This window comes from Catellatospora sichuanensis, from assembly GCF_007483665.1.
GTDB lineage: Bacteria > Actinomycetota > Actinomycetes > Mycobacteriales > Micromonosporaceae > Catellatospora > Catellatospora sichuanensis.
Genome location: NZ_ML660194.1, coordinates 21,260 through 33,294 on the forward strand (window position 1 = coordinate 21,260; position 12,035 = coordinate 33,294).

General features: G+C 70.6%; 12 protein-coding genes. All 12 read right to left on the bottom strand.

All coding sequences use genetic code 11. The features are described 5' to 3' along the window. Positions 1-54: 54 nt before the first annotated feature. The 12 genes from FLL47_RS14395 to FLL47_RS14455 all read right to left on the bottom strand — a co-directional run bounded on the left by FLL47_RS14395 (position 55) and on the right by FLL47_RS14455 (position 12,027). The gene (locus tag FLL47_RS14395) at positions 55-1,017 is read right to left on the bottom strand and encodes a phosphotransferase (RefSeq protein WP_144121030.1); all 963 of its coding nucleotides are present in this window, start codon (positions 1,015-1,017) and stop codon (positions 55-57) included. A gap of 34 nt (positions 1,018-1,051) precedes the next feature. Next, the gene (locus FLL47_RS14400; protein ID WP_144121031.1) at positions 1,052-1,609 is read right to left on the bottom strand and encodes an AAA family ATPase; all 558 of its coding nucleotides are present in this window, start codon (positions 1,607-1,609) and stop codon (positions 1,052-1,054) included. Between the two features lie 52 nt (positions 1,610-1,661). Continuing rightward, positions 1,662-2,735, bottom strand: coding sequence for a phosphotransferase enzyme family protein (locus FLL47_RS14405; protein WP_144121032.1), 1,074 nt, complete (start codon positions 2,733-2,735; stop codon positions 1,662-1,664). Continuing rightward, entirely contained in the window at positions 2,735-3,727 is a 993-nt protein-coding gene (locus FLL47_RS14410; RefSeq protein ID WP_186315735.1) for a GrpB family protein, read from the bottom strand. Before FLL47_RS14410 ends, FLL47_RS14405 begins: the two co-directional genes overlap by 1 nt. After that, positions 3,727-5,568 carry an ABC transporter ATP-binding protein gene (locus FLL47_RS14415; RefSeq protein ID WP_144121066.1) on the bottom strand — a complete coding sequence of 614 codons (1,842 nt, stop codon included), beginning with the start codon at positions 5,566-5,568 and terminating at the stop codon, positions 3,727-3,729. Before FLL47_RS14415 ends, FLL47_RS14410 begins: the two co-directional genes overlap by 1 nt. Positions 5,569-5,721: 153 nt before the next feature. Further along, on the bottom strand, positions 5,722-6,702 hold the full coding sequence (locus FLL47_RS14420; RefSeq protein WP_144121034.1) for a phosphotransferase: 981 nt from the start codon (positions 6,700-6,702) through the stop codon (positions 5,722-5,724). 143 nt (positions 6,703-6,845) lie between these two features. Then, positions 6,846-7,361, bottom strand: a complete 516-nt coding sequence (locus FLL47_RS14425) for an NUDIX hydrolase (protein WP_144121035.1) — start codon at positions 7,359-7,361, stop codon at positions 6,846-6,848. A gap of 63 nt (positions 7,362-7,424) precedes the next feature. Then, on the bottom strand, positions 7,425-7,709 hold the full coding sequence (locus FLL47_RS14430) for a hypothetical protein (RefSeq protein WP_186315736.1): 285 nt from the start codon (positions 7,707-7,709) through the stop codon (positions 7,425-7,427). A gap of 515 nt (positions 7,710-8,224) precedes the next feature. Continuing rightward, positions 8,225-9,403 carry a pyridoxal-dependent decarboxylase gene (locus FLL47_RS14440; RefSeq protein ID WP_144121038.1) on the bottom strand — a complete coding sequence of 393 codons (1,179 nt, stop codon included), beginning with the start codon at positions 9,401-9,403 and terminating at the stop codon, positions 8,225-8,227. After that, positions 9,400-10,254, bottom strand: a complete 855-nt coding sequence (locus FLL47_RS14445) for a hypothetical protein (RefSeq protein ID WP_144121039.1) — start codon at positions 10,252-10,254, stop codon at positions 9,400-9,402. Before FLL47_RS14445 ends, FLL47_RS14440 begins: the two co-directional genes overlap by 4 nt. 1 nt (position 10,255) lies before the next feature. After that, a complete protein-coding gene (locus FLL47_RS14450; protein WP_144121040.1) occupies positions 10,256-11,707 on the bottom strand; it encodes an APC family permease in 1,452 nt (483 codons plus the stop codon). Next, on the bottom strand, positions 11,707-12,027 hold the full coding sequence (locus FLL47_RS14455) for a hypothetical protein (protein ID WP_144121041.1): 321 nt from the start codon (positions 12,025-12,027) through the stop codon (positions 11,707-11,709). Before FLL47_RS14455 ends, FLL47_RS14450 begins: the two co-directional genes overlap by 1 nt. Between the last annotated feature and the right edge of the window lie 8 nt (positions 12,028-12,035).

The following is a 12,035-nucleotide window of genomic DNA, read 5'->3' on the forward strand; positions in this document are numbered from 1 at the left end:
GGCGGCCCGGTCGGCGTACAGCGCAGCCTCGGCAGAGCGGTATGGCGCCGGGGTTCATGGTGAGGGCTTTTCCAGGGTGGCGTGCAGGATCTCGCGGGCGTGGCTGAGGTTGGTGTTAAGCACCGTTCGTCGTCGGTTAGAGGTGTGGGCGCCGAATGTTTGATGCAGGGCCAGTTCGTGGCAGGCGTAGGCGATCAGCGCGACGGCGTAGCCGTCGTGGACCCGGTCACGATCGACTGCGGCCTGCAGCAGGCCGCGCAGGTCAGGCTGCCGCGGTGCCCACAGCAGGGTCATCAAGGCCCAGTCGGTTCCGGGCAGATGCCAGCCCGCGTGCTCGAGGTCCAGCACCGCGGCCCGGCCGCCATCGAGCAGGAAATTGCCCGCGAGCGGGTCGCCGTGTTCGACGCGCAGTCGGGTGCTGCGGGCGTGCAGGATGTCGACGGCGTGGGCGTCACGGTCGGCCAGGCCCGCGTTGGCCAGGGCGCGGTGCACGTTCAGGCGTGTGCCCGGGAACGCGTCGAGGGCCTGGTAGGTCGGACGCCATGCGTGCAGGCACGTCAGGGCGTCCATCACCGCCGCCGCACCCGCCGTGGTGACATCGGCCGGATAGCGGCCGGTTCCGGCCGCCGTGCCGGCAAGCCGCTCCAGGACGATCATCCGGTCGTCGCAGTACAGCAGCCGCGCGGTGCGCACGCCTGCTTCCTGCTCCGCCAGCGCCGCATAGACACGGCGTTCGGCCTGCTGACGCACACCCCAGTAGCCGTCGTCACCGACACGGATCTTGGCGACGGCTTGCTCGCCCTCCCAGACGCCGGCCACGACCACGACCTTGTCGCTGACGTGCAGCACGTCCCTGCCGGCGAACCCACGATCGGCAAGCATCGCGGCTACGCCGGCTGGCAACGGCCGATGAGCCGGGTCAACCATGTCGAATCCTTCCGGGCGCAGGTCAGGGTGAACGGATGCGGTTTCATGACGCCACAACGGCGCAGACCGCAGGCCGGGCAACAGCGGCATCGCGGCTCGCTCAGCACAGCTAGCGGCGGCTGGTTCAGGCGGCGACCGGCTGGAGTTGGCAGATGGCGGTGTAGCCGCGGATGGCGTTCGCGACGACCGTCAGCGGATCGGTGGCGTTGATGACCACGTGTGCCAGCCGGCTTGTGGCGGCACGGTCGGTGGCGAACCGCTCGGCAAGCAGTTGGCGGCTGGCACCGGCGCGGCCGAAGTCGTTGCCGCGCTCGGGGTGGCGAAGGCGGGCCAGCATGATCTCGAGGTCGACGTCGAGCGCGAAGATCAGATCGAACCGGTCGGTCAACAGCGCCATGTTCGCCGCGGTCCCGCACACGAACACCCGGTCGAGGTCAGCACTACGCAGCTGCCCGATCAGCATGTCCAGCACGGCGGGGCGCCAGTTCCAGTGGTGGCGGCGCAGCCATCCGATGTCGGGCTGCTCAGGGCGGACTACCGGGCGGCCGGTCGGGTCCTCCCAGCGGCACAGACCGGGCTGGGCGTCGAGGCTGATCACATGCTCGCCTCGGGCGGTCAGGTGCCTGGCCAGCGCGGACTTGCCGGTGCCGGACACTCCGGTGATCAGGACGACGGTACTCATTGCATGCTCCTGACGGCGCGGTGCAGACGTGTGCGGGCGTCGGCGAGAACGCTCACCGGACCGCCCCGGTGATAGCCGCGCGACCGTGGCTGTGCATACCGGCGGCCAGCCCGGTGAGCTGCTGCTCGACCTGGGGCAGGTGCTGCAGCAGGCGCCGGGTGAACAGGTGCCGGTCGGCCCAGTAGCGGTCGAGGCTCTTCTGGATCCGCGCCGGCCGCGGCGCGAGGTACCGCTCCTCGACCCCGTAGGTGCTCAGTAGGGCGTGCAGCAGGGCAAGGCGGGCGCAGTTGCGAACCTCGTCGCCGGTCGCCGGGCCGCCTGCTTCCAGGTAGGCAGCCACCGCCGCGAGAGAGATCTGCTGCCAGTCGTCGCGGTGGGCGACGGTGTGCGGGTCGAATGCCATCCGGCCCAGTTCCCGGCCCCGATCGGCGTGCTGTAGCCGCAGGTCGATGATCGCGGCCAACTGGTCGCCGGCGAACAGGGTGTTCGGGGTGACCAGGTCGCCGTGGGCCGGCCGTAGCCGCAGCGGCGCCAGACCGTCCTGCAGCCGACCGACGTGGTCGAGGTCGGTGATGCGCTGACGCAGGCGCGCGATGTTGGCGTGGTCGGTGCGGTCGGTGAACACCCGCGCGCTGATCAGGTCGAGCAGATGCTCGCAGCGGGCCTGGGCCTGCGCGGGCAGGGTAGTGCGGCACCGTTCGGCGCTGACGGGAAGCCGCTGCGCAGCCAGCCCGTCCAGGACGTGATGCAGTCCCGCGGTGGCCCGGCCCAGCGCCGCAGCCTGCCTGACATTGAGCACTGCGGGGCTGGTCGCGTCGGTCCACAGCCACACCGATACCGCCAGATCCGCCTCGACGTGCATCCGCTCGCCACTCGTGGTCCGGACTAGCCTGGTCGTGGGCACGCCCGCCTGGGCCAGGTACATGGTTGCGTCGAGGATCTGCCGTTCGTAGGTGAGGTCGCCACCCGTGCGGTAGATCTTGACGAAGCGGCTGGTGTCGTCGGCGAGTTCCGCACGCAGGTTGTCGGTCTGGGTGCCTGCCCAGACCCGCCGAATGCGTCCTACCCGCAGGCCGTAGGCGGCTTCCAGGACCGCGCGGATACGCGGGTTGAGCGTGAACGTCATCACCGGCCTCCCGGGCTGCTGGTTCTGGCAGGTCGCGGTGCCCATCGCGGGGGTTCCTGGTCACGCAGGTCGGGCAGTGTGAACAGGTCGGTGCCGGCGGTGATGTGTTCGACCAGCCACTGCGCGGTCGGCAACGGCCAGACCAGCCCGCGGGCGAACACCGGATCGCGAGGGTCGAGTTCGTCGAGGTGGTAGCCGCCACGGGACGCGTCCGCCAGCTCTGGGCCCGTACGTGCCGACTCGTCCCACTGGTCGATGCGGCCGAGGAAGATCGCATGCGCGGTCCCGGCGACGACCGCGACGTGGATCAGCCGGTGCAACCGGGCGTGGCCGCCTGTCTCCTCCCGGACCTCCCGCAGTGCCGTGTCCTCCAAGCCTGCATCGCCGAGCTCGATTCCCCCACCGGGCAGCACCCAGTGAATCGGCTCGCCTGGCTTGGTGCGCCGCACGAGCAGGATCCGTTCTGCGGGAGTGAACAGAGCCGCCCGGACCCGGTTCACCACCGGCATCTGCTCGGCCGGTCCGTAGCGGTCGGCGATCTGTACCAGAAGCTGCTGCGCGGCACCCGGATACCGCAATCCGTCGCGGATGAGGTGGCTGTACCGGGCGGCCAGGTCCGCATCGGCGCGCAGTGTGTCGCGTACGCCCAGCAGCCGATCCCATAGCGGCTGGAACGCGCCGATCACGTGCAGCCGCACCGTCAACCCGGCATGGTGCCTGGTGAACACCAGGCCGCCGTCGGCGCCCAGGTCACCGTCGAAGGCCCAACCGGCGACCGTCGCCAGCCGCATCAGCGTGCTCACGTTCGCCGTCGCATCGAGCCTGGCGGCGATCCCGATCACCGGATCCGCGGGCAGCCCGGCGACCGCAGTCGGGCCGACGTGCTCGACCTGCGTCACCAGGCCGCTCAGGGCGTCACGCACCCCGGCGATATGCGCCGCAGCCAGCACCGCCCAGCTCTGATCGTGTTCGACGACCCGCCGGTCTGCCATCATGACACCGCCTCGGCGTAGCCCCGGGCCTGCAATGTGTAGAGCTCGCTATAGAGGCCGCCGTCGGCGATCAGCTCGTCATGGCTGCCGGACTGCACGATCCGGCCATCGTGCATGACGACGATGAGGTCGGCGTGACGGATGTTGGCCAGCCGGTGCGTGATCAGGATCGTGGTCCGCTGGCCCTGCCGGTCCCGGATCGCCTGGAACAGGGCGTCTTCGGCGCGGGGATCCAGCGCAGAAGACGGCTCGTCCATCACGAGCAGGTCGGCGTCGCGGTACAGCCCGCGAGCGGAGGTGATCCGCTGCCACTGTCCTCCGGAAAGGTCCTGGCCGTCGGCGAACGTGCGGTCCAGCAGCGTCTCGTATCCGTGCGGCAGGCCGGCGATCACCGGGTGGGCGACAGCGCGCCCGGCGGCTTCATGGATCCGGTCAGGGTCGGCGTCGGCGTCGATGTCGCCCAGCGCGATGTTTGTGACGACCGACAGCGGCCACTTGTAGAAGTCCTGCCGGACCACGGCGATCCGTCCGCGCAGCCCGTCGAGGTCGTGTTCGGCGTAGTCGCGGCCGTTCCAGCTGATGCTGCCGCTGTCGGGCTCGCGCAGCCCGGCGATCACGGCTGCGAGCGTCGACTTGCCGCTGCCGTTCTCCCCCACCAGGGCGATCGTCTGCCCGCGGCGGATCGTCAAGCTGACATCGGCCACCGCTGGGGTGTCGCGGTCGGGGAACGCGAAGCTCACCTTGTCCAGGTGCAGCTCGTCCAGCGGCGCGCTCTGGTGGCTGCCGCGGGTGTCGGGCATGTGCTGGCGCGAACGTGCCAGGAAGTTCTGATAGTCGCGGACGTGGACACCCTCGTCGTAGACCCGATCGACCTGCCATGCCGCCATGGACAGATGCCGTTGAGCAGTTTGCACCGCGATCACGCACGTCGCCGCCGCGGCCAGGGGAATGCCACCGTCGAGCAGCAGCACGCCGAGCAGCACATACACGGCCGTGGAGGCGATGCCGGAGGTCAACGATCCGATCGTGGTGGTGATCGTGACCCGCCGCGCCAGGTCCAGCTGGATCTTCGTTTCGGCGCCCATTACCTGGTCGTACTGGGCCAGCAGGAACCTGCGCAGGCCGTAGGAGCGCAGTTCGGCGGCACTGTCGCGTTCGGCCATGAGCCGGTGCAGGACCCCGAGTCGGCGGCGGCGTACTGAGCCGGCGATGTAGGTGCGGTAGCGCTGGTGCCCTGCCGATAGCGCAGCCCAAACGTTGGGTACCGTCGCGACCAGTAGCGCTGCCAGCAGCACCGGCTCGATCACCACGACCGCCGCGGTGACCGCGATGATTCCCGATAGGCCGGCCATCAGGTTGAGGGTTCCCTGGACCAGGCCGATGACGGAGCTGCTTCCGCGGCCGGCGCGTTCCATGTCGTCGGCGAACGCGTCGGCGTCGAACGCCGCCAACCGCACACTGGTGGTGGCTTCGAACAGGCGCCGCTCGACGTCGCGGTCGACGCGGGGGCTGAGCCCGTTCTGCGCGAACCCGGTCACGATGCTCAGCCCGGCACGGGTCGCGGCGGTGGCGGCCAGCATGATCAACGCGGGCAGCGCCGCCCAGACCCGGTCTGGGGTCGGCCCGGCTGCGAACAGCTCGACCAGGACCCGCTGGGTGGCCAGCAGCCCGAGCGCGGACAGGATCCCGGCGCCGACGGTCGCGCCGGCCACGGTCAGGGTGCGGGCGCGGTCGGCGCGCCAGGCGATGCCCAGGGCGGTGCGGATCAGCTGCGGGATCTCGGCGAACACGGCCAGCAAGCCGGCGTCGGCGCGGGCGCGCATGCCGGTCTCCCACCACATGGTGCGCATCTCCGGCAGTGCGGCATCACCGGCCGTGCGGGGGCGTGGCGGCTGTAGCACGGTGGTGTCGGCAGCGGTCGGTGTTTGTGATGTCTGTGTCACGGCAGGTCCTTCAGTCCGTAAGGGGTCGGGCTGACCGGTCAGGTGATTGGTTCAGTGCTCGAGTCGGCGCTGCAGCCAACCGAGGGCGGCCAGGCCGGACTGGCGGCGGTGCGCGGCCAGGTGCGGCGAGGCGGGGTTCGGTTCGGCGCGGCCGTGGACGAGCAGGTATCCGGCGTAGGCGGCCAGCATCGCCTCCACGCCCTGTGCTGGAATTCCGGCGGCCGTCGGGTGCTCGGCCAGCAGCTGGTCGACGTCGGGACGGTCGCTGGCGCCGATCAGCAGGGCGACGGTGTCGACCCACGACGGCCCGCGCATGACCCACGCCCAGTCGGTGACCAGGGTCCAGTTGTAGCGGTTGAGGACCAGCAGATTGTCGGCGCGTATGTCGTAGTGGATGAGGCTGGTCGCACCGACGGTCAGCCCGGGCAGCCGCGCTTCCAGACCGACCAGGAGCCCCAGCTGCTCGCTCGCCCACGACGGGACGTCGGGCATCGGGACCTGGCCCGCGGCGATCGCCGCCCAGTTGGCGTACCTGTCGCGGGCGGTCTGGGAGAACGATGTCGTCACCAGGTCCGCCAGCCGGGCGGGCGGGTCGGCCAGGCTCGCGGCGACCGCGGTCTGGGCGCGCAACGCCGCCCGCAGCTCGTCTGCGCTCCAGGGCAGCTGCGGGATGCGGCCGACGACCGCGACGAAGCACAGCACCACATGCCCGGCCAGCTCCGCACTCCACAGGAACTTCGGCGCTGGCACCGCCACTGGCAGCGCCGCGGCGAACTGCGCCTCGGCCTGATACAGCTGCGCCGCCGACGACGTCGCGCTGGTGGCCTTGATGAAGTAGGAGCCGCAGTCGGCGGTCGTCAGGACAGAGGCGAACCCGTCGCTGAAACCGCTGGTACGCGACACCGCACTGGTGACGGGGCTACCCAGCCGGTCGGTGATCGCCGCCCGCAGCTGTTCGGGCAGGTGCTCCCACTCGGGACGCTGCGCTGTGCGCTCGTAGTCGAGCAGACTGTTGCCGGTACCGGTACCCATGACACTCCAATGCGAAAGTTCTATGCGTGGTTACGGCCGCCCGTAGTCGGATCCGGATGAGCGCCTAGGGCTTCGGCGGCTTGGTGCCTGAGCCCGCTGTCCGGGCAAGGCGCAGCCGCACACGGATGCCGTGCAGGGACTCGCTAACCGGGCTGGTTGACGGTGGAGGCGGGGTCGGGCAGGGACAGCAGGGTCTGCGCCGGGATGCCGCCGGTGGTCATCAGGTCGTTGATCGCCAGTGGGCGCACGTCGAGCGCGGCCAGGGTCTCCGCGGTGACCGCCAGCGCCTGCAGGGCGCGGCGGGAGGTCCCGGTCGCCTCACGAGCGGCGAGGATCTCCGCGGCGGGCAGGTCCAGGCTGGCGGCGTAGACCGCGGAGCGGGCGTGGGTGCGCGCCGCAGGCAGGACGTGCACCAGCCGTAACCCGCCCGACTCGGCGCCGAGTTCTTCGCGCAGTAGCCGCCGCGCGATGGTGGCCGGGTCGGTGCGCATCGTGCCGCGCTGCATCGTCGGGTACGTCCAGCAACAGTGCCGTTCGCTCTCGTGACGATGCAGCAGCAGCAGCCCGTCGGCGCTGACCGGCACGACGAACACCCGCGCGACACCGGATAGCAGTCGGCGCAACAGCGCCTGCGGCGATGCCGCCGGTGGACTCGACATCATGACGTACCCCCATCTCGATCGATGATCAAAACCTTTGGACCTGGCCGCGTTACTCGACGCTCATGCGCGAGATCTGCGCGCCGGCACGAACACCGTCGTCGGGCGCGCCCGCATATCGGGCTGGCGGCCGATCCAGCGGTCGTTTCGCCAACGCACGCCCACACCTGCCGGGCCGTGTCGTGCGACGGTGATCGCCGTGATCGCTTCGGCCGCTCGCACCAGCGGCACCCTGCCCGCCAGCGCCCGCACGACCTGCTCCTCCAGCCAGACCGCGTCGACAGGCTGGCGCCGGCAACCCGGCGCGCACTGGAACACCCGCTGCGGGCCGCCGGTGAGTTCGCGCATCCGGCGGCGGCAGCCGGCGCAGTACAGCAGCGGCGCGAACCCTGCCAGCTGCTGCGAGGTGACCCCGTCGACATGTCCTCTCCTCGTCTCTCGAACCGGTAGGTGTGGCGTGTACGGCCCAGGCCGCCCCCGGCAACCGCTCGCCCTGTGTCCCTAGCGAGGGCTGCCTTTCGGCCTGGGCCGCGGCGGAGACCCCTTATTTCCTCCGCCCGCGCCGCTCACCCCCAGGGTCCGGCGCGCCTCCACCACGTCTTGGCAGGTTGCGTTCGCGTAGCACGTCGGGAGTCCCTTTCAGTCGGGTGTCGGGTGGTGCAGGTGATGGCTCAGACCGGCGGACCCGGTTTCGGGACCAAGCGCTGGCGCAGCGCCCTGCCGGGCCGCCGGCCCGAGCCGCGGGGTGTGGCAGAGCGGGAGGCTCGCTGCCGCACCCCGGCACCGGCTGACCGCCTATGGCGCGGCGCCGATGCTGCCGCGCCCAGGCGGTGGGCACGGCCGATAACGTCACGATGTACCTGTCAGCTCGCGGCCATCGCGGGCCTTCGCGCTCCGAGCAGCCCTCGCCTCCGGCCGACCAGCGCCTGCCAATCGGCCACGAAACGGTCGACATCCGACCTGGTGACCTGCGGCATGCAGATCAGATGGGCACAGCGGTCGTCGGCGGGCACGACCCACCGCTGGGCCAACTCCGGCGGTGGCGGCGGGAAGAAGACCGTGAACGCGTGCGGATGCCGGTTAGCGTCCACCCCGATACGCCGCAGCCGCTCGCAGGCGTAGGCGGCGGTGTCGCGGCAGGCCCGCACCCGCGCCCGGTGCGCCTCCGTACCCAGCCCAGCCAGAGACTTGTACAGCTTCAGCGTGGTGTGCCCGGAACGACTGCCAGCCAGGGTCACCGACGCCGTGCCCGTGTACGAGACCCGGCCCGCGGCCGCCGCCAACGGCTGGTCTCGGTACACCAGGACCCCGCAGGGCTCCAAGGTTGACAGGAACTTGTGGCCCGACACCACCGTCGAGGTCACTCCGCGGACGCTGAAGTCGACCCGCGGGACGCCGTCGACCGGGACGAGGGCCAGCGGCAGGCCCGACAGCGCGGCGTCGACGTGGATCCGGCGGCGGGTGATCGACAGCCGGTCGCACGCGGCGACGATCGCCGGAACATCGTCGACAGCCTCTGTCATCGTCGTGCCCGCCACCGCCACGATCACCGCCGCCCGGTCCCGGCGCCTGGCCAGTTCTCCCGCCAGATCCGCCACGTCGATACCGCCGCCGTCATCGACGCCGATGACCACCAGCGGCATCATCAGCTTCTCCGCGAGCTCGCCGAGCATGTAATGTCCGGCTGCCGAGGCGTAGATCACCGCGTCGGGGAAGCGACGCCGGGCATCAAGCAGCGCGTGCTCGGTGCCCTCGGTCGCCCCGTCGGTCACGTAACCCCACCGGCTGGCCGGGGCGCCCACGATGTCGGCGACCATGTTCACGACCTGCACCTCGAGGTCCTTGGTGTGGTTGCGGCCGTGGCCGCCGTCGTACGGGGACCCGATGTTGTTCAGCAGGCTCCCCGACCACAGATGCGCGAGGTCCTCGTAGGTGATGTCGGTGGCGCCGGGAAAACCGAGGTTCATGCGCCCGTCGTCGGCATACTGCCGACCCAGCTGCTCCCAAACCGGCTTGAGATCACGCGGCTCGGCTGTGTTCATGCTTGCCGCCGTCCCTGCCGACTGGTGTTGGCGTGTGCGGCGGCCTTGAGCGCCGTGATGCGGCCGTTGTCGGCCTGGGCCAGGGTGTCCGACAGCTCCCCCGCCCAACGCAGCACCTCACCATGGCCGGCATCGGCGAGCATCCGCTGGCGATCCACCGAGTAAGCTTCGAACAGCCGCGACCCGGACGCCGGCCTCACCGGATGAGTGGACTGCACCGTGAACGCGTTGTACTCCGCCCGGGTGCCGTGATAGCAGACCATCGTCGTCTTGTCGGTCAGCACAATCCGGCTCACCGCAGGAACGTCCAGCGGTGAGCGGGCCGTGCGCTGCACCTTCTCCCACGTCCCGGTCGGGCTATCGGTGCCGGGGGCGGTGTCCAGGCTGATCACCGCCAGGCCCGCGTACACGGCCCCGATGTCGGAGGCCATGTGTTTGTCGTGGCCGACCGACAGTTCCTCGCGGATGTCGAAGCCCACCCCCGCCGCGCGGGGCGCGAACTGGTGATGCAGCTCGAACAGCAGCCGCGGCAGGACCCGCACGTCCGGGTGGTCCAACCACAGGTGCCACGCCGCCGCTACCTCGAAGAACTTCCTGCGTCGCCGGTCGTGCTGCAGGTACAGGTATCCCAGCGCGTGTGGTGCGAGTTTGTCCTGACTGAACCGCTGCTCCCACGCATTGATCTTGAAGTGGGCGCCCATCATCTGGACCCGCTCGGCCGCTTGGTAGCGCCAGTCGGCATACAGCGTGTTGTCGTCGGGCCTCTTGTCCTGGGCTGCGTCCGCCGCCGCGCCGGCTGGTGCTGCCTGCGCGGGCTGCGCCTGGTCGGTGTGGGTGTGCCTGGCGGTCATGTCACATCACCAGCTTGCTCAGTCGGCGCGCAGGCGAGGTGACCGGATCGGCCACGACCCGGCCGACCGCGGCCAGCGCCGCGGGCCGGACCGCACGCATCACCGCACCCCATCCCAGGCCGGCCAGCAGCACCGCCACCGCGAGCGCGGGCAGCAGCAGCCAGCCCCGCGAACCTGGCGCCAGGCCGAGCAGCGAGCCGAGGTTGGCCAGCATCATCGCCATCAGCAGGAACCCGAGTACGCACCCGCTGATCGGCGCGATGCGGCGTACCAGCACGCTGTCGTTTGTGCCCTGACCGGTGGCGAAGAACCGGTGCACCGCGGCGCACGCCACGACCAGCAGCGCCAGCAGCATCACCGCACCACCAGTCGACAGCCACGTGAACATCACCGCGAGCGGGTCGGCGCCTGAAACGGCGAACCCGGCGATGACCAGCCCGGCCAGGATGGTCTGGGTCAGCGACGCCGCGACGGGTGTCTCACCGGACCTGCTCGTCGTGGCCAGATATCTAGGCAGGACCTGCTCTCGGGCCATCGCGAACAGGTATCGCGTGCCGGCCTGGTGGAAGCTCGACATCGCCGCCCCGACACTGGTCATCAGCAGCATCGTCGTCAGCCAGCCGATGGAGGGCCCGAACACGGTGCTCAGCGTCTGCAGCGGTCCACCCGCAGCATCCGAGCCGATCTTCGCCACCCCGCCCGGGCCGGCCTGCATGGCCATCGCCCATGCGCCTAGGGCGTAGAACACCCCGGCGAACCCGATCGCGGCCAGCATCGCCCGGCGGATGCTCGGTGCACCCCCGCGCGCTTCCTCGGCGTACGCCGGGACCGTCTCCACACCGACGAACGCCGCCATCGCGAACGCGATCACACCGGCCAGACCTGGTACCAGCAGCGCCGCCGGCGAGAACGCCTCGAAAGTCAGCGGCCCCGGCCGCTGCGACAGCGCCGTGATCACGTAGAACACGATCACCGCGAGTTCCAGCGCCAGCAGGAACCCCAGGATCCACACGTTGCCCAGCCCGCCCACCAGGCCGAGCACCGCGACGACGACCAGCGCCGCCAGAGACCAGACCCACCACGGGCCGAACCCGGTCATGCCTGCCATGGTCGAACCCAGCAGCCCGTACAGCGACGTCCCGATCGCCAGGTAGCCCATCAGCGCGCACAGCCCCGCAGCGACCCCCGCGACCGGGGACAGGCCCCGGCCCATCAGCGCGTACAGCGGCGCCGCATGGCTCAAATGCCCCGCAGCCCCCACATACCCGATACCGATCACGTACAGCACGCCGGCGACCAGCACGAAGGCCAGCGGGACACCGACGACCCCCGTCGCGGCATACATCGTGGGGATACCACCGACCTGCACTGTCAACGGCGACGATGCCACCACTGCCATGATGAACAAGCCGACCGGGCCGATCCGGCCCTGCGCCAGCGTCACACGCGCCATCACGCCACCACCGAACGGCTCTCGACCGACGCCGCGACGGCGCAGTCCGGCGACCGGCAGTCACGGCGGCGACGGTGCAGTGCGAACTCGTGCTCGCTCAGCGCCGCCACGCTGAGCGTCGGACGGACCGGACTTCGCCTCCAGTAGGCGCGCAGCCGCGCAGCGGCCAGCAGCGCACGCTCAGGCGAGGACCGTCGGTCCACGAACTGGTGTGTTCTGTCGGCCCAGTCCATCCGAACCGCGTAGACGGTCACCGCCGATGACGGCGGCCGTCGCTGGCGCAGGATGACCCTACGCGCCAATCGCAGCATCACGCTCATGCTTGACC

What these genes read in the sequence shown, in the direction of transcription:
- FLL47_RS14395 (WP_144121030.1), bottom strand. Translation starts at nt 1,017, where the DNA reads ATGCCGCTGTTGCCCGGCCTGCGGTCTGCGCCGTTGTGGCGTCATGAA.
- FLL47_RS14400 (WP_144121031.1), bottom strand. Translation starts at nt 1,609, where the DNA reads ATGAGTACCGTCGTCCTGATCACCGGAGTGTCCGGCACCGGCAAGTCC.
- FLL47_RS14405 (WP_144121032.1), bottom strand. Translation starts at nt 2,735, where the DNA reads ATGACGTTCACGCTCAACCCGCGTATCCGCGCGGTCCTGGAAGCCGCC.
- FLL47_RS14410 (WP_186315735.1), bottom strand. Translation starts at nt 3,727, where the DNA reads ATGGCAGACCGGCGGGTCGTCGAACACGATCAGAGCTGGGCGGTGCTG.
- FLL47_RS14415 (WP_144121066.1), bottom strand. Translation starts at nt 5,568, where the DNA reads ATGTGGTGGGAGACCGGCATGCGCGCCCGCGCCGACGCCGGCTTGCTG.
- FLL47_RS14420 (WP_144121034.1), bottom strand. Translation starts at nt 6,702, where the DNA reads ATGGGTACCGGTACCGGCAACAGTCTGCTCGACTACGAGCGCACAGCG.
- FLL47_RS14425 (WP_144121035.1), bottom strand. Translation starts at nt 7,361, where the DNA reads ATGTCGAGTCCACCGGCGGCATCGCCGCAGGCGCTGTTGCGCCGACTG.
- FLL47_RS14430 (WP_186315736.1), bottom strand. Translation starts at nt 7,709, where the DNA reads ATGCGCGAACTCACCGGCGGCCCGCAGCGGGTGTTCCAGTGCGCGCCG.
- FLL47_RS14440 (WP_144121038.1), bottom strand. Translation starts at nt 9,403, where the DNA reads ATGAACACAGCCGAGCCGCGTGATCTCAAGCCGGTTTGGGAGCAGCTG.
- FLL47_RS14445 (WP_144121039.1), bottom strand. Translation starts at nt 10,254, where the DNA reads ATGACCGCCAGGCACACCCACACCGACCAGGCGCAGCCCGCGCAGGCA.
- FLL47_RS14450 (WP_144121040.1), bottom strand. Translation starts at nt 11,707, where the DNA reads ATGGCGCGTGTGACGCTGGCGCAGGGCCGGATCGGCCCGGTCGGCTTG.
- FLL47_RS14455 (WP_144121041.1), bottom strand. Translation starts at nt 12,027, where the DNA reads ATGAGCGTGATGCTGCGATTGGCGCGTAGGGTCATCCTGCGCCAGCGA.